The sequence below is a fragment of the Sphingomonas sp. SP4 genome (assembly GCF_058313375.1).
This window is the reverse complement of the sequence record NZ_JBZFLE010000001.1, coordinates 1,389,013-1,407,055: the sequence shown is the minus strand read 5'-3', so window position 1 is coordinate 1,407,055 and position 18,043 is coordinate 1,389,013. Positions and strand designations below refer to the sequence as shown.

The 18,043-nt window shown below is 62.3% G+C and carries 15 protein-coding genes and 1 pseudogene; 12 read left to right on the top strand and 4 right to left on the bottom strand.

Features of this window, described 5'->3' with window-relative positions:
- Positions 1–44: 44 nt before the first annotated feature.
- From rnhB to folP, 3 genes and pseudogenes are all read left to right on the top strand, one after another.
- Positions 45–635, top strand: a pseudogene (gene rnhB / locus AC4GYV_RS07120) (ribonuclease HII); the annotation flags it as partial.
- Between the two features lie 236 nt (positions 636–871).
- Positions 872–2,005, top strand: a complete 1,134-nt coding sequence (locus AC4GYV_RS07115; RefSeq protein ID WP_491099954.1) for a site-specific DNA-methyltransferase — start codon at positions 872–874, stop codon at positions 2,003–2,005.
- Between the two features lie 9 nt (positions 2,006–2,014).
- Positions 2,015–3,085 carry a dihydropteroate synthase gene (gene folP / locus AC4GYV_RS07110; protein WP_491099953.1) on the top strand — a complete coding sequence of 357 codons (1,071 nt, stop codon included), beginning with the start codon at positions 2,015–2,017 and terminating at the stop codon, positions 3,083–3,085.
- Here folP and AC4GYV_RS07105 read toward each other — a convergent pair.
- Positions 3,082–4,518: a sigma-54-dependent transcriptional regulator gene (locus AC4GYV_RS07105; protein WP_491099952.1), complete on the bottom strand. Its 1,437-nt coding sequence runs from the start codon at positions 4,516–4,518 to the stop codon at positions 3,082–3,084. The genes folP and AC4GYV_RS07105 overlap by 4 nt on opposite strands.
- Before the next feature lie 138 nt (positions 4,519–4,656).
- Here AC4GYV_RS07105 and AC4GYV_RS07100 point away from each other — a divergent pair, with 138 nt between their 5' ends.
- The 3 genes from AC4GYV_RS07100 to AC4GYV_RS07090 are packed head-to-tail and all read left to right on the top strand — an operon-like array spanning position 4,657 to position 7,080.
- Entirely contained in the window at positions 4,657–4,812 is a 156-nt protein-coding gene (locus AC4GYV_RS07100; RefSeq protein WP_491099951.1) for a hypothetical protein, read from the top strand.
- A 10-nt stretch (positions 4,813–4,822) separates the two neighbouring features.
- Positions 4,823–5,953 carry a Re/Si-specific NAD(P)(+) transhydrogenase subunit alpha gene (locus AC4GYV_RS07095; protein WP_491099950.1) on the top strand — a complete coding sequence of 377 codons (1,131 nt, stop codon included), beginning with the start codon at positions 4,823–4,825 and terminating at the stop codon, positions 5,951–5,953.
- A gap of 2 nt (positions 5,954–5,955) precedes the next feature.
- Positions 5,956–7,080 carry an NAD(P)/FAD-dependent oxidoreductase gene (locus AC4GYV_RS07090; RefSeq protein WP_491099949.1) on the top strand — a complete coding sequence of 375 codons (1,125 nt, stop codon included), beginning with the start codon at positions 5,956–5,958 and terminating at the stop codon, positions 7,078–7,080.
- Here the strand turns inward: AC4GYV_RS07090 and AC4GYV_RS07085 are convergent.
- From AC4GYV_RS07085 to AC4GYV_RS07075, 3 genes are all read right to left on the bottom strand, one after another.
- Complete coding sequence (locus tag AC4GYV_RS07085; protein ID WP_491099948.1) at positions 7,045–7,527, bottom strand: YbaK/EbsC family protein; 483 nt, start codon at positions 7,525–7,527, stop codon at positions 7,045–7,047. The two genes, AC4GYV_RS07090 and AC4GYV_RS07085, sit on opposite strands and share 36 nt — an antisense overlap.
- Positions 7,524–7,943, bottom strand: a complete 420-nt coding sequence (locus tag AC4GYV_RS07080) for a secondary thiamine-phosphate synthase enzyme YjbQ (protein WP_491099947.1) — start codon at positions 7,941–7,943, stop codon at positions 7,524–7,526. The genes AC4GYV_RS07085 and AC4GYV_RS07080 overlap by 4 nt, the downstream gene beginning before the upstream one ends.
- A 625-nt stretch (positions 7,944–8,568) precedes the next feature.
- Positions 8,569–10,854 carry an EAL domain-containing protein gene (locus AC4GYV_RS07075; protein WP_491099946.1) on the bottom strand — a complete coding sequence of 762 codons (2,286 nt, stop codon included), beginning with the start codon at positions 10,852–10,854 and terminating at the stop codon, positions 8,569–8,571.
- Between the two features lie 269 nt (positions 10,855–11,123).
- Here AC4GYV_RS07075 and AC4GYV_RS07070 point away from each other — a divergent pair, with 269 nt between their 5' ends.
- The 6 genes from AC4GYV_RS07070 (at position 11,124) to recO (ending at position 18,036) form a co-directional block, all read left to right on the top strand.
- Positions 11,124–11,414 carry an NAD(P) transhydrogenase subunit alpha part 2 gene (locus AC4GYV_RS07070; RefSeq protein WP_491099945.1) on the top strand — a complete coding sequence of 97 codons (291 nt, stop codon included), beginning with the start codon at positions 11,124–11,126 and terminating at the stop codon, positions 11,412–11,414.
- Positions 11,407–12,843: an NAD(P)(+) transhydrogenase (Re/Si-specific) subunit beta gene (locus tag AC4GYV_RS07065; RefSeq protein ID WP_491099944.1), complete on the top strand. Its 1,437-nt coding sequence runs from the start codon at positions 11,407–11,409 to the stop codon at positions 12,841–12,843. The genes AC4GYV_RS07070 and AC4GYV_RS07065 overlap by 8 nt, the downstream gene beginning before the upstream one ends.
- Before the next feature lie 169 nt (positions 12,844–13,012).
- Entirely contained in the window at positions 13,013–13,729 is a 717-nt protein-coding gene (locus AC4GYV_RS07060; RefSeq protein WP_491099943.1) for an aspartate/glutamate racemase family protein, read from the top strand.
- A 55-nt stretch (positions 13,730–13,784) separates the two neighbouring features.
- On the top strand, positions 13,785–15,314 hold the full coding sequence (locus AC4GYV_RS07055) for a hypothetical protein (protein WP_491099942.1): 1,530 nt from the start codon (positions 13,785–13,787) through the stop codon (positions 15,312–15,314).
- Between the two features lie 38 nt (positions 15,315–15,352).
- Positions 15,353–17,302, top strand: coding sequence for an excinuclease ABC subunit UvrC (gene uvrC / locus AC4GYV_RS07050; protein WP_491099941.1), 1,950 nt, complete (start codon positions 15,353–15,355; stop codon positions 17,300–17,302).
- Positions 17,299–18,036, top strand: coding sequence for a DNA repair protein RecO (gene recO, locus AC4GYV_RS07045; protein WP_491099940.1), 738 nt, complete (start codon positions 17,299–17,301; stop codon positions 18,034–18,036). The genes uvrC and recO overlap by 4 nt, the downstream gene beginning before the upstream one ends.
- Positions 18,037–18,043: the final 7 nt, after the last annotated feature.

The following is an 18,043-nucleotide window of genomic DNA, read 5'->3' as shown; positions in this document are numbered from 1 at the left end:
GCGGTCTAGACCGCGCGGTTTAGCGGGGTGCACAAGGCGACTCGATGCCTCGGCGGTGCTCCTTCAAGCTGGAACTCGAATTTCCGCAGCCACTCGCGGGCGTTGACGAGGCGGGGTGCGCGCCGTTGGCAGGCCCTGTCGTGGCCGCAGCCTGCATCCTGGACCGGGACAAATTTCCGCGCGGAATCGACGATTCCAAGAACCTGCCGCTCGAAAAGCGTGAGGCGCTTTACGGCAGGCTGGTGAAATGCGCCTCCTGGGGTGTCGGCATCGCGACGGTCGAAGAGATCGATCAGATCAACATCTATTGGGCGCGCATGCTCGCCATGACGCGCGCGGTTGAGGCACTCGGTCTCGAACCTGCCTGGGTATTGGTTGACGGGAACGCCTGCCCGAAATGGCAGCGACCATCGAAGGCGATCGTCGATGGGGACGCCAAGTGTCGGTCGATCGCAGCGGCATCGATCATCGCCAAGGTGACGCGCGACCGCATGATGGTGGAATATGCGCGCGAATATCCTGGCTACGGATGGGAGCGTAACCGGGGCTATCCGACGCCGGACCATCGCCGTGCTTTGCGCGAGTTGGGGGCGACGCCGCTCCACCGCCGCAGCTTCGGACTCGTTCGCGAAATCGTGACCGCTGCCGATCAGCCGGAGCTCGTGTTCGAACAAATCGGAGCCAGCGAGTCTTTCGAGTCACACCCACCACAGATTGAGTCCGCGCCCGAAGCTCTGACTCAACATATTGTGGAGCAGCCGCGTTCGGCCGCATAATTCTGGAACGTATCAGCGCGGGCGTTAACGCTTGATCGCTTGACGGCGAGTCCCGGCTGACTCACCCTTTTTGAGAAGAAGGGGGCCGTACGCATATGAACCTGATCGCCCGCATTGCGGAGGCGCCGACCTCCTATCGCCCGGCGCGCCCGGCGAAGCGCGAGCTTCCGATCGACCAGATCCTGGAAGGCGACTGCATCGCTCAGATGGCGCGTCTGCCGGACAAGAGCGTCGACATGATTTTCGCGGACCCGCCCTACAATTTGCAGCTGGGTGGAGATCTGTTCCGTCCCGAAGGCAGCCGTGTCGATGCGGTCGACGACGATTGGGACAAGTTCGACAGCCTCGCCGCCTATGACGATTTTACGCGCGAGTGGCTTGAGCAGGCTCGGCGGATCCTCAAGGATAACGGCACAATCTGGGTGATCGGCAGCTATCACAACATCTACCGCGTCGGCTCGCTGCTCCAGGACGCCGAGTTCTGGATCCTCAACGACATCGTCTGGCGCAAGTCGAACCCGATGCCGAACTTCCGCGGTACGCGCTTCACCAACGCGCATGAGACCTTGCTGTGGTGCGCCAAGGACGAGCGCGCGCGTTACACCTTTAATTACCGCGCAATGAAGGCGTTGAACGACGATCTTCAGATGCGATCTGATTGGCTGCTGCCGATTTGCAGCGGATCCGAGCGGGTGAAAGGGGACGACGGATCCAAGGCGCATCCGACGCAAAAGCCAGAGGCGTTGCTCTACCGAATCCTGCTTGCCTGCACGAAGCCTGGCGACGTGGTGCTTGACCCATTCTTCGGGACGGGAACGACGGGCGCGGTGGCTCGGCGGTTGGGACGCCGCTGGATCGGGATCGAGCGCGAACCTTCGTACATTAAGGTCGCGCGTGAGCGCATCACGTCCACACTGCCGCTCGACGAAAGCGCGATGCAGACGGTGCCGGATAAGCGCGAACAGCCGCGAGTGGCGTTTGGGGTGCTCGTGGAAAGCGGATTGGTTCCCGCGGGAACACGGATCATCGACGCCAAGCGCCGCTGGTCGGCAGAAGTTCGGGCCGACGGCTCCATCGCTTGCGAGGCGCATGCTGGTTCTATCCATAAGGTCGGCGCGGCTCTTCAGGGCGCGCCGTCGTGCAACGGCTGGACCTTCTGGCATGTCGAGAAGGGCAGCGGGCTCCAGCCGCTGGATGCCTTGCGCCAGCAGCATCTGTCCGCGCTATAGCGCGGCTGCATGCGCACGCTTCTTCGCCCCACCGGGTTCGTCGATTCTCCTTTTGGTCATGACGGAAAGGTCGCGCGGCTCGCCGGCGGCCTCAACTGGTTCTCGGCCGTCGAACTGCTGAGTGTTGAAGGCAACCGGCGCGTCCGGACTGAACTGGTGCCTGTCGAGGGTATCGAGAGCCGCTTCGACGATGACATGGCAGCGCAGTGGAAGGCGCTGACGGCCGCGCGCGCGCCCCTCCACCTCGGCGAGCGGACGATCCGTTTGGATCAGCCGCAAGTAATGGGAATCATCAACGCGACGCCCGATAGCTTCTCCGATGGCGGTCAATTCGCTGATGCCTCTGCAGCCGCTGAAGCCGGCACGGACATGTCGAGCCAGGGCGCTGCGATCATCGACGTCGGTGGAGAATCCACTCGACCTGGCGCGAAACCGGTCTGGGAAGGCGACGAAGTCGAACGCATAGCACCGATCATCCGCCAGCTTTCGCTGGGTGGCACTGCCGTCTCGGTCGACACGCGCAAGGCTGACGTCATGACGGCAGCGCTCGAAGCCGGCGCGCGGATGATCAACGACGTGTCCGCTCTGACTTACGACGCGCGATCGCCCGGGATTGTCGCGGCTTCATCCGTCCCCGTTGTTCTGATGCACCATCAGGGTGCCCCTGAGACGATGCAGGATGACCCGCGGTACGACGACGTTCTGATCGAAGTCTATGACTGGCTAGCGGAACGGGTCGCGGCCGCCGAACAGGCAGGCATTTCTCGCGATCGCATCCTGATCGACCCCGGCTTCGGCTTTGGGAAGAACGTCGGCCACAATCTCGAGATCATGAACGGCCTGGCGCTGTTCCATTCGCTGGGCTGTGCGTTGGTCGTGGGTGCGAGCCGCAAGCGCACGATCGGTGCGCTGTCGGCCGAAGCGGCCGCGGACAAGAGACTGGGGGGAAGTATCGCCTTCGCGTTGAAGGCCGTCGAGCAGGGCGCCCAGCTTCTGCGCGTGCACGACGTCTACGATACGGTGCAGGCGCTTCGTGTCTGGAGAGGCCTACGCGATCAGGCGCTGACCCCGCGCCTTTAGGCAGCGGTGTCGATTCCGAGGTCGCCGAGCTTGCGATAGAGCGTGGAGCGTCCGATCCCGAGACGCCGCGCGACTTCGGTCATGCGCCCGCGATAGTGACCGATGGCGAGGCGGATGATGTCCGCTTCGATTTCCTCGAGTGGGCGAAGATGGCCCTCGCTCGTGTAGAGCGTGACTGCGGGAGCACCGGCGATCGCTTCCTCACTGCGAGCTTCGCTGAGCGTCGGCGCGAAATCGGTGCGGCGAGCCGAGTAGCGCGACTGGATCGCGATGTGCGGGAAGTGCTCGGCGGTGAGCGATTGGCCGTCGCACTGTAAAGCTGCGCGGAAAAGCACGCTGGCGAGCTGCCGAACGTTTCCGGGCCAGCCGTAGCGGATCAATATTGCGAGGGCGTCGTTGCCGATCGACAGCGGGCGTAGCCCCGTTTGATCGGAGAGACGATTCAGGAAATGGCGCGCTAGTGACGGGATATCGCCGCTCCGTTCACGGAGCGGAGGCAGGGTGACAGTCGTGGAACCGATGCGTTCAGCGAGGCCCGGATGGAAATCCTCAGGCAGCGGATGGCTGCTCGTGGCGATGATGCGGACGTCGACCGACTGGCTTCCGTTGAGGCCCACCGGGCGAACCTCTCCGGTCGCGAGAACACGGTCCAGGCGTTCCTGCGTCTCCGCGGGAAGTGCGCCGATCTCGTCGAGAAGCAGCGTCCCCGTGTCCGCGAGCACAAGCTTGCCAGTCTTCGGGGTGAATGCGCCTGGGAAGGCGCCTTTCTCATGGCCGAACAGCTCGCTGTCGATAATGTTCGCCGCGATCGCCTTGCAGTCCAGCGACAGGAGCGGACCCTTGGCGCGAAGGCTCGCGGCGTGAATGGCGCGGGCGACGGTTTCCTTGCCGGTGCCCGGCTCACCGATGATCAGGATCGGCAGGCGGTTGCGGGCACCCTTGGCGGCCACGGCAAGCGCAGCGCGGAATTCGGGGGCCGCGCCCACGAGTTGCTCCAGTGCCAACTCGGGAGCGAGCTTCTCCGAGACGGGCGCAAGCTCACCGGCTGCCTTGCGGCGATCCGAATTCGCGGCGAGTGCCTCGAGCAGACGCTCTGGAGCCACAGGGCGAACGAGAAAGTCTGAAGCACCGGCACGCATGGCTTCGACTGCCACCGAGACAGTGTCGCCGTGCGAGAGCACGATAACCGGGAGCTTCTCGCGCTTCTGCCGAACAGCCTCGATCAGTTGAGGCCCTTTTTCGGCGTTCCAGGAACCGAGCAGCGCGGCGCGAATGTCACGCCCATGCTGGCCCTGAAGCAAGGCCGTTGCAGCCTCCTCGTCGGAAGCACCGACCACGCTCCAGCCGGCGCGCGCCGCGATCGCAGAGATCAAACGGCGTTCGTCGACATCAGTGTCGAGCAGCAACAGGCAACGTGTCGGTTCTTCGCGCATGGGTACCCTTCGCCCCGCAACCTATCGGCAAAGGGGTAAATGCGAGCTTAAGGCTTGGATGGGTTGTGTTCAGGTCTTGGGCAGGGCGCCCGGCGTTGTTATGGACGGTCTGAACGCCAATCCGAAAAAGGGGAATTCATGGCCCACGACGAAGAGCCGCTGCTGGCAAATCCACCCACACATGAGGTTGCGGTCCACGTCCGCGACTATGAGCGCTTCACCAAGCTGCTCAAATGGGGCGCGATCGTCTGCCTCATCATCGGTTTCATCGTTCTGCTGATTCTCGGCCGATAGTTCGCCCCGCATGAAGATCGCGGTTCTCAAGGAAGCGGCCGGGGAAACCCGCTGCGCCGCGATCCCCGAAACGGTGAAGAAGTTCGTCGCGCTCGGTGCCGAAGTCGTCGTTGAAAAAGGTGCGGGCGAGACCGCGTCTGTTCCCGATAGCGAGTTCGAAGCTGCGGGCGCGACAACCGCAGGTCGCGCCGATGTGCTGAAGGACGCCGGTATCATCCTCTGCGTGAGCGGTCCGGAGCCGGACACATTGAAGGGCGCCGAAAAGGGTGCGCTGCTAGTCGGAGGGCTCGACCCGTTGAGACGTTGCGCAGCCATCGACGCTTACGCTGCCGCCGGACTTGAAGCGCTGGCGATGGAGTGGATGCCGCGTATCACCAGGGCACAGTCGATGGATGTGCTTTCGTCGCAGTCGAACCTCGCCGGTTACAAAGCCGTGGTCGATGGCGCGGCGACGTACGGCCGCGCTTTCCCGATGATGATGACCGCAGCAGGTACCATCAGCCCTGCCAAGGTGTTCGTTATGGGTGTCGGCGTGGCGGGTCTCCAGGCTATCGCGACGGCCAGGCGCCTGGGGGCGCAGGTCAGCGCGACAGACGTTCGCTCGGCGACAAAGGAGCAGATCCAGTCGCTCGGCGCGAAGCCGATATTCGTTGAGAATGTCGCTGGCATCGAAGGCGAGGGTGCCGGCGGCTATGCGACGGAAATGTCTCCGGAATATCAAAAGGCGCAGGCCGAGCTGGTGTCTGGGCATATCGCCAAGCAGGACATCGTCATCACTACCGCGCTCATTCCAGGCAAGCCCGCGCCGCGGCTGATCAGCGATGCGCAGATTGCAACGATGCGTCCTGGGAGCGTGATAGTCGACATGGCGGCGGATGCCGGCGGCAACGTCGAAGGTACCGTAGCGGGAGAAAGCGTCACCAAGCACGGCGTGACGATCATCGGCGCTGCGAATCTGGCGAAGACGTTGGCGGCGGACTCGTCCGCTTTGTTTGCCCGCAACCTCTACAATTTCCTGAGTGCGTTCTGGGACAAGGAGCACGACCGGCCCGTGCTTCCGGACGACGATGAGATCGTGAAGGGCATTCGGCTCACGAAGGATGGCAGGGTCGTTAGCGAGCGGCTCGCGCCCGCCGCCTGAGCGTGGCGAACACAAGCGACATTCTCGTCATCGGCGGCGGCATCGCCGGACTTTCCGCGGCTGCGGAGTTGTCGAAAAGCGCCAGCGTGACCGTGCTCGAAGCGGAATCGCAGGTCGGATTTCACTCTTCGGGTCGAAGCGCGACGATGGTTCATTACGCGCTCGGCGATCGCCTCATCCGAGAACTGACGCACGCCAGCAGGCCCTTCTTCGATCAGCAGCCCGAGGGCTTCAGTGATGTACCGCTGGGCAAACAGATGCCGGTGCTTATTCACGGCCGCGAGGATGAGCGTGAAGCGCTGGATTCGCTGCTCACGGCGTTGACGCCCTTTGCGAAGCTCGATCGCCTGGACGCCCGGGGAGTGCATGAACTTTGCCCGCTGCTCAGGGATGACGCTTGTTGCGGCCTCGCCGATCCCGACGGCCTCCGCCTTGATCCGCACGCGCTGTTGCAAGGCAATCTCGGCGTGCTTCGAGCCAATCGTGGTGACCTGCGCACCGAATCCCGCGTCGCCTCGATCAGGCGCATGGGGGATAGCTGGGACGTCGGTGTTGAGAGCGGTGCGCATTATTCGGCTGCAACCCTCGTGAACGCCGCGGGATCGTGGGCCGATGAAGTAGCGGAGCTTGCAGGCGTGCAGCCCCTTGGTTTGCAACCCCTGCGCCGCACGATCATCACCTTCGACGCACCTCCAGGGAGCGATCTCGATCACCTGCCATTCGCGAAGACGGTACGGGACGAACTCTATTTCGCTCCTGAAAGCGGACGCCTGTTTGCTTCTCCGATGGACGAGGTCCCGAGTGCACCATGCGATGCACAGCCCGACGAGCTGGAGGTCGCGCTTGCTGCCCACCGCATGGAAGAGCGGACGAGGGTGAAGGTTGAGCGGATCCACAGCCGCTGGGCGGGTCTGAGGACCTTCACACGGGACAGGCATCCGGCCGCAGGGTTCGCAGCAGAATCCGAGGGTTTCTTTTGGCTGGCAGGGCAGGGCGGGTTCGGCCTTCAGACCTCTCCTGCAATGGCCCAGATCACCGCGGCGCTAGTCTTCAACGAATCCTGGCCAGTCGAGGGCGTGACGCCGGCCGAACTAAGCCCCGGGCGATTCCTCCGGCAGCCGGCATAGGTCGACCCAGCGTTCAGCAACCAGCTCGAAAAGCCTCTCGGTCGGCACCTCGACCGACGTGTTGAGCGAGCCGCCCGCAGGATAGACCACGTCGTAGTCCTGAAGGGAAACGTCCAGGTAGACGGGCAGGGGGGTTTTGAGGCCGAACGGGTTGACGCCTCCGACGGGATGGCCCGTGAGCTCAAGCGTCTCGTCCGCCGGCAGCATTCGCGGACGGGCGCTGAATTCATCCTTGCACTTGCGGTTGTCGAGCCGCGAGTCGCCGCGCGCGACCAGCAGGAACAAATGATCGCCTGCACGGACCGCCAGCGTCTTCGCGATGCGTCCCGGTTCGACGCCGAGTGCCTTTGCCGCAGTCTCGACCGTGGCCGTCGTGTCCTCGACCTCGATCAGGCGCAGATCGGGCGCTTTATCCTGAAGCCAGGCGCGAACGGACTCGAGGCTCATTCGCCGATCACGTGGAGTGCGATTTCACGCGCAGGAGTGGCTCGGCGGTGCTCGAACAAGAATATGCCTTGCCAGGTGCCGAGCAGCAGGCGACCGTCGCGGATGGGAATCGAGAGCTGAGTCTGGGTCAGCGCCGTCCGCAAATGAGCGGGCATATCGTCAGGTCCTTCATCGTCGTGCTCATAAGGGCCGCCTTCAGGTGCGAGGCGAGCAAAATATGCTTCGAGGTCGCGCCTCACGGCGGGCGCCGCATTCTCCTGGATGACCAAGGACGCGGAAGTATGGCGGCAGAAGAGAGTCAACAGTCCTTCCCGGATGCCGATGCCGTCGAGCCAATCGGTTACTTCGGAAGTGATTTCGCACAGGCCCGGGCGACTCGCGCGAATCGGGAGCGTGTGACTTTCCTGGCGAAGCATGACGATGGCTTAGCCAGCGCAAACCGCCTTCGCCAGCCGCGGTGATAGTTGCCAAAACGAAAACGCCCGCTCGGAAGCGGGCGTTTGGTAACTCTTTGATTTCGTAGGACCGATCAGGCCTAGCCGTTGGCTCCACCGCCACACCAGCCGCCGCCAAGCAGCCAGGTCCAAATCCCACGACGTGAATCGATCTTCTTCATTGCAATGCCCCTCTTCAGAGACTGTTGATCCGGCAATCGAGGAGCATATTAACCTTAATCGACATGGTTAGCAAACCGTTAACCTTTATTAACGATTAAGACTTCTTACCGCTTCCCTAAGTGATGAGCTCAAAACAAAAGCGCCCGCTGAAAAGCGGGCGCTTTCTTCATGCTTTTACCTGAACTTATTCAGGCGAAACTGGGTTAGCCGTTGGCGCCGCCGCCGGCCCAACCGCCGCCGAGGAGCCAAGTCCAGATGCCGCGACGCGGATCGATCTTCTTCATGTCCCAAACCCCTATTCTCAACTGCGATTCGACAGCAGAGACATATCAACCTTAATTCTTAAGGTTAGTAAATGGGTAACCATGTTTCTATTTCGGGCACAATTGTCCCGTGATGGGAAGTTCAGCGGTTTGAGGTTTAGTTAGGCGGCGCCGCGCTTGCGGTCGGCGGAGAGGCGCTTCGTCAGGCTCTCAAGGCTCATGGGCCGGCCGATGGCAAAGCCCTGCGCGATATCGCAGCCCATCTCGACAAGTATGTCGAGGATATCACGATGCTCGACGCCTTCGGCGACGACCTTGCGGCCGAGGGAGTGCGCAAGACCAATCGTCGATTGGACCATCAGGCGGTCGCTTCGATTATCGACCACGCCCTTCACGAAACTTTGGTCGATTTTGATCTCGTTGGCCGGAATCTTCTTTAGATAGTCCAGCGTCGACAGGCCGGTGCCGTAATCGTCGATCGCGATGTTGACGCCGAGATCTCGCAGCCGCGAGATCATGTCGAGGCCTTCGCCACCGGTCAGCGCCGCAGTCTCAGTCAGCTCGAGCGTCAGGCGATCGGGCTGCAGCCGATGACGCGCCAGGAGGGCCGACAGTCTCAGGGTGAAGCCCTTGTCCGTGAGAAGACGCGCCGAGAGATTCACGGCGATCTCGAAGTCGGTCCCACGCTTGTTGATTTGCGCGGCCGCGGCGACCGCCTGCTCGAGGACGAAGTCGGTGAGCTTGCCGATGCGGTTATTCTGTTCAGCCGCGGCAACGAACTCGGAGGCAGCGACCGGCCCCTTCTCGGGGTGAGTCCAGCGCGCCAGCGCTTCGGCGCCGACAATCCGCCGTGTGCTCAGCTCTAGCTTGGGCTGATAAGCGACCCACACTTCACCGCGGTCGATGGACTCGTCGAGCTGGCTGAGCATCGATAGCTTCCACGATGCATTCTCGAGGCTTTCGGGGTCGTGATACTTCCACTTGAGCCCATCGTGAGCGGCTTCTTCGGCGGCAACTAACGCGCTCGCGAGCCGGTTGGTGATCGACCGGCCGCTCCCGACTTCCACACCGAACGAAATGGAGAGGTCGATCGACATGCCGGCAATGCGGGCAGGGTTGCGGAAGAGTGCGTAAAGCGCCTCTAGGTGGTTGCCGAAAGGCTCCCGCGGTTCCGCGAACCACGCGAAAATGCCCGCGTCGCCCTGATAGAGCGTGCGGCCGGGCGATCCGACCGTCAGGCGAGCGACGATCTGCTCGACGAGTTGCTTCTCGCTCTGCGGTGGAAGCGTCGCCGCGATCTCCTCATAATTCAGGATGCGGGCGGCGATGAGTGCCTTCTCGCGACCCTGCCGGTTTCCTCGCAGCGCGTTGAGGTTAGGCAGGTTGGAAATCGGGTTGACGAGTCCGCGTGCTACGTAATGCCTCCACCCGAGCACGCTCATGATCGTCAAAATGACAAACAGCGCCGGTGTGATGTCGAGCGAGACGAGATAAGCTTCCGGGAGAGCTGGGCCGAAGAGAAACGCCACGGCGCCTACGACCAGAATGGCGGCCTGCTTCCTTCCATCACGGAGCGTCAGAGCCAGTCCGCTGATGACCAACGCTGCCAGGAAAAGCGGAACCCAACCCAGGAATGAGGGAGTGCCATTCCTGAGAGTTTCAGCCCCGATGATGTGGACATAAGCCCCGGCCATGCGTCCCGTGCCAGGCACGAAGAACTGATCGCCGATGTTTTCGCTGGCCGCGCCTACAACGACGTCCTTGCCTGCGATGAGGCGACGGTCGAACTTCTCATCGAGGACGGCGGCGGCCGAGACGCTCGGGATCGACTTCGGATCGACGGAATAGTCAGGAGCGAAGGTCGCGTTGGCCGGGCCCTGACGACCTGAAAGAATCGCGGAGAAGGAGGGGACCGTTTGATTACCGAGCTTCCCGGAATAGGGGATGCGAATGACGGCCTGCTGGAAATTATATACCCAGCTAATCGTGCCGAGGCCCTTCGCGGCGTCTGCCCAGGACGGTAGCGGCGTTCCTTCTTCGGTGCCGTCCCGCGGTCCTGACCGGGTCCGCGTCGCAAGAACCACCCGGCCTGAGCGCTTCAGGGCGTCAACCATTGCGCGATCATTGGCGCGGTCGGTGCTGCCGAAGAAGGCGACATCGAAAAGGATCCGCTTCGCGCCCGCCTGTGTCAGGCTGTCGATTAGCTCCGCATGGTAACGGCGGGGCCAGGGCCACCGACCGACCTTCCGAAGTGCTTCATCGTCGATTTTGACGAGCACGACCTGGCCGCTGGCCTTGTGCCAATGCAGGCTGTTTCGGGCCGTGCGTAGCGGATCCTCGGCAATCTCGCCCATGCCGATCAAGCCGAAGATCAACCCGGCAAAGGCCGTCCACATCAGCAGCTTCCACTGCTTGCGCGGCTCTCCGGTTTTACTCCGCTTCGACACTTGCCCGAGCTTCCTTCCAATAGGCCGCCCGTGCATGCGCGTGAAAAGGTTAGAAAATTGATAACCGAGTCACGATTAACAACGAAATCGGACAGTTTCAGACGAGAGCGATTCCATCTGTCCTACCGCCCTGCAAATGTGCAATGTCCAACGCATGAAGCGGGAAGGGCGGGGAACGAAACAACAATTCGACACTTCGCGTACGCACAGCCGCTGCACATCCCTGCCTCGGTGCGAAGATCAGTGAAGATTGGCTTGAAGGAGGCCTGATGGACTTCATTTCCATCCTGTTGATTTTCGTGCTGGCCTGTTTCGTGGGCTATTACGTCGTTTGGTCGGTTACACCGGCACTCCATACGCCGTTGATGAGCGTCACCAACGCGATCTCGTCTGTCATCGTGGTGGGCGCGCTGATTGCCTCAGCTGCGGCAGGAAGCGTGTCGTCGAAGTGGCTGGGCCTCGTTGCGGTTGCCTTGGCGAGCGTGAACATCTTCGGCGGCTTCGCCGTCACCCAGCGAATGCTCTCCATGTACAAGAAGAAGGAGCGCAAGGATGGCTGAGGCGGCACACGCGCAGTCCGCCTGGATCCTGCTTGCTTACCTTATTGCCGGTGTCTGCTTCATCCTCGCACTGAGAGGGCTTTCGAGCCCGGAGAGCAGCCGTCGTGGCAATTTCACCGGCATGGTGGGCATGGCCATCGCCATCGGCACCACGCTTTGGACCCATTCACTTGCATCCTTGCCTGCGATCGCGGGGGCGATTCTGATCGGTGGCGGAATCGGCTTGGTCACGGCTCGCAAGATCCAGATGACTGCGATGCCGCAACTGGTAGCGGCGTTCCACAGCCTCGTGGGAATGGCGGCGGTGCTGGTTGGCGCGGCGGCCTACCTGAACCCAGAAGCATTCGGAATCGGCGTTCGCCTTACTCCGATCGCGACGCCGTCGTTCATCAGCATCTTTCCGCAGAGCCGGATCGAGATGGGCCTCGGTGTCGCCATCGGTGCGATCACCTTCTCGGGATCGGTGATCGCGTTCCTGAAGCTCAACGGCAACATGTCGGGCAAGCCGATCCTGCTGCCAGGGCGGCACATCATCAACTTCGGTACCTTGGCCGCTATCCTCGGGCTGATCGCCTACTTCCTGCAGGACCAGTCCCCGTGGGTCTTCTTCACCATCATGGGGCTGAGCTTCGCCATCGGCTTCCTTTTGATCATCCCGATCGGCGGCGCGGACATGCCGGTCGTGATCTCGATGCTGAACAGTTATTCCGGCTGGGCCGCGGCTGCTATGGGCTTCACGCTGCACAACAGCGCGATGATCATCACCGGCGCGCTCGTCGGAAGCTCAGGCGCAATCCTCAGCTACATCATGTGCCGCGCGATGAATCGCAGCTTTCTCTCCGTCATTTCCGGAGGTTTTGGGGCGGTGGCGAGCAGCGGCGATGCGGCCGCCATCGATCGGCCCTACAAGCGCGGCTCGGCCGAAGACGCCGCATTCCTGATGAAGCAAGCGGAGCAGGTGATCATCGTGCCTGGCTACGGCATGGCGGTCGCCCAGGCGCAGCATGCTGTTCGCGAGATGGCCGACCTCCTCAAGAAGGAGGGCGTGAAGGTCAAATATGCGATCCACCCCGTGGCGGGCCGAATGCCCGGCCACATGAACGTCCTGCTGGCCGAGGCCAATGTGCCCTATGACGAGGTGTTCGAACTGGAGGACATCAACAGCGAGTTCGCCCAGACGGACGTCGCTTACGTCATCGGTGCGAACGACGTGACCAACCCTGCAGCGAAAAGCGACAAGAGCTCACCCATCTACGGCATGCCGGTGCTAGACGTAGAGAAGGCGCGCACTGTTCTGTTTGTGAAGCGGTCGATGGGTGGCGTCGGCTACGCCGGCATCGATAACGACCTCTTCTACCGGGACAACACGATGATGCTTCTCGGCGACGCGAAGAAGATGACGGAAGAGATCGTGAAGGCGCTGGGCTAGGCGCTCTTTTCAACAGGTCGTCGCAAGCGAGTTAAATTTGCGCTAAATCAGATATTTACGACTTGTCGCCCGAGCAAAGTTGCTGGACAATTCAGCCCGAGCCGATTCAATCGGCAGAAGTTGAATAGGGGCGCGGTTAAGTATTCGCGCGGACAGAAGGGGGCGCGGCTTGCGCAAGCTTGGGATCATTGGCGGGACGAGTTGGTCGTCCACAGCGCTCTATTACGAGCACATCAACCGGCTGGTGGCCCAGCGGCTTGGGGGGCTGAACAGCGCTTCTCTTGCGATTGAAAGCCTGAACCTCGCGCCGTTCGCCGAGATGGAACTCTCGGGCGACTGGGACGGAGTTGCGCGTGTATCGCTGGAAGCTGCGAAGCGTCTCGAGGCATCCGGCGCCGAGGCCGTAATCATCACCTCGAACACGGGCCACAAGGTCTTCGACGCGGTCGCAGCCAACATCCGCGTTCCCATGCTCCACATCGGCGATGCCACCGCAAACCAGCTTGTTGCGGACCGGCGGTCGCGCGTGGCTCTGCTTGGCACGCGCTTCACGATGACCGAGCCGCACGTGCGGAGCCGCTTGGAATCGCGCGGGGTTGAGCTGGTCTCGGTCGATCCGATGTGGATCAAGGAAGTCGACCGAATCATCTTCGAGGAACTCGCCGCCGGTCGCGTCGTCCGCGACAGCCAGCGCAAGCTCAAGACGCTGATCACTGAACTCGCCAAGCAGAAGGTGCAGGCCGTCGTTCTCGGCTGCACAGAGCTGGTCATGGCAGTCGACGTGCGGGCTAACGTCATTCCGGTCTACGACACGACGGCGATCCACGCTCGCGCTTGCGTCGAGTGGATGCTCGCCGAAGAGGAAGAGGCGAGGGCAGCCGCCTGATCTTGGCGAAAGCTGCCTGAGACTGATACGCTGCGCCCCGATAAGGGGGTGCTGCATGGGGAGAGTTGCAGGTTTCCTGAGCGCAGTGGCGCTCACCTTGCCCGTCGCCGCGATCAGCCAGGTTCCGGATCGCCCGCACGGCCAGATGCCGGTCGGCGACCAGCTCGGCGAGATCGATTTTCCGAACAGCGGCAACGCCGCGGCTCAGGCTCCATTTCTCCGCGGAGTGAAGCTGCTTCACAATTTCGAATATCCGCAGGCGGTGAAGAGCTTCCAGGAAGCCGAAGCCGCGGATCCGAACTTCGCGCTCGCTTACTGGGGCGAGGCAATGGCTCATAATTACACCTTGTGGGCCGAGCAGCATACTGATGAGGCGCGCGCGATCCTCGCGAAGCTGGGCCCCACGCCCGAAGCGCGAGCGGCCAAAGCCAAGACGCCGAAGGAGAAAGCTTGGCTCGCAGCTGTAGAAACCCTCTATGGGCCGGGCACGAAGTTCGAGCGGGACGTAGCCTATGCCGACAGAATGAATGTGCTCGCGAAAGATTATCCTGACGACGTCGAGGTTCAGGCCTTCGATGCGCTTGCAACCCTGGGCCGCTCACACGGAACTCGCAACGAGGCCAATTACCTGAAATCCGGGGCAATCTTAGAGAAGCAGTTCCCGACGCACCAGCATCACCCCGGCGTGGTTCATTACATGATCCATTCCTACGACGATCCCGCCCATGCGAAGCTCGGGCTCAAGGCGGCCGTGCTCTACGACAAGATCGCGCCGGAATCGCCGCATGCGCTCCACATGACGTCACACATTTTCCTGGCGCTCGGCATGTGGCCGGAAACGGTAGCGGCCAATCAACGCGCGATCGCTCTCGCGAACCAGAAGATGGCGGCGCATCACATGAGCATGGATTGCGGTCACGGCCCGATCTGGCTGGTTTATGCACAGTTCCAGGAGGGCAAGGATCCCGTCGAGGACATCGAGCGCTGCCGGAAGACCGCGCTCGATCCGGCGAAGCTTGCCAAGGACAAGACCATCATCGGTGGCGAGGAAGACGATGTCGGTTCGCTTGCCGACATGGTTGTTCGTCGCGGTGTCGAGGCGGGCAAGTGGGAAAAGCCTACCACCTTGCCACCCGGCCATCACGAATATGCGAGATTCGTTTTCGCCAACGGCCGAGTGCTCGCGTCGCGCAATGATCCAAAGGCTGCCGCTGAGGCAGCCGCCGAAATGCGAGCGTCACGCAATGCGATCGCCGGTGCACTGCCTAAGGAGCTTCCGGACGAAGACCAGCTGCTCCCTTGGATCGACCGGGCGGTCGCGCAGGGTGACGCCATCATTCTGCTTGCTGGAGGTCAGCGCGACAACGGGTTGAAGGCCCTTCGGGCTGCGGCGGAAGCAGAAGAAGCGCTCCCGGTCGTCTTCGGTCCACCGCTCATGCAAAAGCTGAGCTGGGAGATGCTGGGCGACGAGCTTCTGGCGTCCGGCGACAAGAGCGGCGCAGCGGCTGCTTACCGTAAGGCGCTCGCGATGGCGCCGGGCCGGAGACTCTCGACGTTGGGATTGGCCAAGGCGGAGGCTCACTAGCTCTCGCAAGGCGGCTACGGAGCCACTAAGTCGGTCATATGGACCGAACCCCGGCCGACCGTCCGCATCATCCCCGAGCCGCCGAGCGCTTCAATGAAGAGCAGGCGACCTATGCCGTGCGTGGGTCGGACCAGCCGGACTTGGACAAGGGCGTAGCGGCCATCCGAGAAGTCCTGAAGACGCTGCCTGTGCGGCCTGGCGTCTATCGCATGCAAGATGCGCGCGGCGACGTGCTCTACGTCGGCAAGGCGCGGAGCTTGAAGAACCGCGTCACCAATTACACCCAAGTCGCGAAGCTGCCGAAGCGCCTTCAGCGGATGGTCGCGCAGACCCGCTCGATGACCATTGTCACTACGCGGACAGAGGCGGAGGCGCTGCTGCTGGAAGCGCAGCTCATCAAGCGCTTCCGACCCCCGTACAACGTCCTTCTCCGCGACGATAAGAGCTTCCCGTTCATCCTGTTACGTGAGGATCATGACTTTCCCCGCGTGCAGAAGCATCGCGGCGCAAGGCGGATCAAAGGGCAATATTATGGGCCCTTCGCCAGCGCGGGATCCGTCACTCGGACGCTTAATGCCCTTCAGAAGCTCTTCCTTCTAAGAAGCTGTTCCGACAGCTTTTTCGAAAATCGATCTCGGCCTTGCCTACTTTACCAGATCAAGCGCTGTTCGGCGCCCTGTGTGGGACGGATCAGCGAGGAAGATTATGATGAGCTGGTCGATGAAGCGAAGGAGTTTCTGAGCGGCAAGTCGACGGGTGTGCAGGCGCGCCTGAGCAAGCAGATGGCGATTGCAGCGGAGAAGCAGGATTATGAGCTTGCCGCCGTCTACCGCGACCGGCTTCGCGCCCTGACCTACATTCAGGGAAGCCAAACAGTGCATGCTGAGGGCCTCGGCGATGCCGACGTGTTCGCGCTCGCCTGCAAGGCCGGGACGATGTCGATCCAGGCCTTTTTCATCCGTGGAGGGCAGAATTGGGGTCACCGTGCCTTCTTCCCGGCGCATACGAGCGAAGTCCCGGAAGTCGAGGTTTTCTCTAGCTTTCTCGTTCAGTTCTACGAGGATGTGCCGCCGCCCCGGCGCATTTTGGTCGATCGCGATCTGCCGGACCAAGCGCTGCTTGAAGAGGCGCTGTCAGAGCGGGCCGAACGCAAGGTCGTCATCGAGCGTCCGCATCGTGGCGCACGTCGTAAGCTGCTCGAGCAGGCGCAGCGCAATGCGGAAGAGGCCCTCGACCGACGGCTGGCGGAAACCACTACGCAGGGGAAGATTCTGCGTGAGCTGGCCGACACCTTTGAATTGCCAGACGTGCCCAAGCGTATCGAAGTCTACGACAACAGCCACATCATGGGCACGAACGCGACGGGTGCCATGATCGTCGCCGGGCCGGAAGGATTCCGGAAGAACAGCTACCGCAAGTTCAACATCAAGCGGAAGGAGACGCAGCCGGGCGACGACTTTGCGATGATGCGGGAAGTGCTCGAGCGCCGCTTTGCCCGTCTCGAGAAAGAAGATCCTGACCGTGCGAGCGGCGAGTGGCCAGACCTGATCCTGATCGACGGTGGTAAAGGCCAGCTGTCCTCGGTCTGCGAAGTCATGGAAGATGCCGGCGTGCACGACGTGCCCGTGGTCGGCGTCGCGAAGGGCCCGCACCACGGACGAGAGGGCCGCGAGGTTTTCCATCTTCCAGGTGGACGCGAAATCACGCTGCCGCCGAATTCGGCTTTGCTCTTCTATTTGCAGCGCCTTCGGGACGAGGCTCATCGCTTTGCCATCGGCACGCATCGGGCCAAGCGCGCCAAGAGCCTGACGACGTCGACGCTGGACGAGGTTCCCGGCATCGGTCCGAACCGCAAGCGCGCCTTGCTCATGCATTTCGGCACGGCGAGAGCGGTGAAGGGCGCAGCGCTGGAAGACCTCGAAAAGGCCCCTGGCATTAGCAAGGCGATGGCGCGCCAGCTCTACGATTATTTTCACCCCCGCGGATGAGGATCGAGACGAAGGCCATCGTCTGTGCCCTGCGGAGTCACGGTGAACACGGTGCGGTGGTCCGCCTGATGACGCCGGACGATGGGCTTCAGGCGGCTTATATCCGGGGCGCTCGCGGCCGAAGGATGCGCCCGGTGCTGATCGCCGGGAATGTGGTTGAGACTCAGCTATCCGCGCGGACGGAAACGCAGTTGCCCCAGGCTACGGTCGAGCTCGCTCACAGCCGCGGCCCACTGCTATCCGAACCGCTTCCGGCTGCGGCCATCGAATGGGTGGCTGCGCTTACAGCAACGGCGCTGCCGGAAGGCCAACCTTACCCCAGACTCTATTCCGCTCTGGAAGGCTTGCTCCACGCGATTGAAGCTGCACCGTCGGCGAGCGGGTGGGGCGCAGCACTCGTGCGTTACGAGCTGCTCCTTCTGGCTGAATTGGGTTTCGGCCTTGATCTCGATCGCTGCGCGGTGACTGGCGGCAACGATAATCTCGTCGCGGTCAGTCCGAAGTCGGGCCGCGCCGTAAGCGCTGCCGAAGCGGAACCTTATCACGGCAGGTTGCTCCCGCTTCCAGGGTTCGTGCGTGAAGGCGGCCGCGCAAGCTGGAGCGAAATTGCCGAGGGGCTCGAGCTGACCGGCCATTTCCTTTTGCGCGACGTTCTGACGGATCGCTCACGGTCCATCGCAGAAGCGCGCAGGCGTCTCGTCGACCGGTTGCGCCGCGCCGGTGGTCTCGCTTAGGCTGTAT

Excerpts from the sequence above, each read along its gene's own strand:
- AC4GYV_RS07115 (WP_491099954.1), top strand. The coding sequence starts at position 872 with ATGAACCTGATCGCCCGCATTGCGGAGGCGCCGACCTCCTATCGCCCG.
- folP (WP_491099953.1), top strand. The coding sequence starts at position 2,015 with ATGCGCACGCTTCTTCGCCCCACCGGGTTCGTCGATTCTCCTTTTGGT.
- AC4GYV_RS07105 (WP_491099952.1), bottom strand. The coding sequence starts at position 4,518 with ATGCGCGAAGAACCGACACGTTGCCTGTTGCTGCTCGACACTGATGTC.
- AC4GYV_RS07100 (WP_491099951.1), top strand. The coding sequence starts at position 4,657 with ATGGCCCACGACGAAGAGCCGCTGCTGGCAAATCCACCCACACATGAG.
- AC4GYV_RS07095 (WP_491099950.1), top strand. The coding sequence starts at position 4,823 with ATGAAGATCGCGGTTCTCAAGGAAGCGGCCGGGGAAACCCGCTGCGCC.
- AC4GYV_RS07085 (WP_491099948.1), bottom strand. The coding sequence starts at position 7,527 with ATGAGCCTCGAGTCCGTTCGCGCCTGGCTTCAGGATAAAGCGCCCGAT.
- AC4GYV_RS07080 (WP_491099947.1), bottom strand. The coding sequence starts at position 7,943 with ATGCTTCGCCAGGAAAGTCACACGCTCCCGATTCGCGCGAGTCGCCCG.
- AC4GYV_RS07070 (WP_491099945.1), top strand. The coding sequence starts at position 11,124 with ATGGACTTCATTTCCATCCTGTTGATTTTCGTGCTGGCCTGTTTCGTG.
- AC4GYV_RS07065 (WP_491099944.1), top strand. The coding sequence starts at position 11,407 with ATGGCTGAGGCGGCACACGCGCAGTCCGCCTGGATCCTGCTTGCTTAC.
- AC4GYV_RS07055 (WP_491099942.1), top strand. The coding sequence starts at position 13,785 with ATGGGGAGAGTTGCAGGTTTCCTGAGCGCAGTGGCGCTCACCTTGCCC.
- uvrC (WP_491099941.1), top strand. The coding sequence starts at position 15,353 with ATGGACCGAACCCCGGCCGACCGTCCGCATCATCCCCGAGCCGCCGAG.
- recO (WP_491099940.1), top strand. The coding sequence starts at position 17,299 with ATGAGGATCGAGACGAAGGCCATCGTCTGTGCCCTGCGGAGTCACGGT.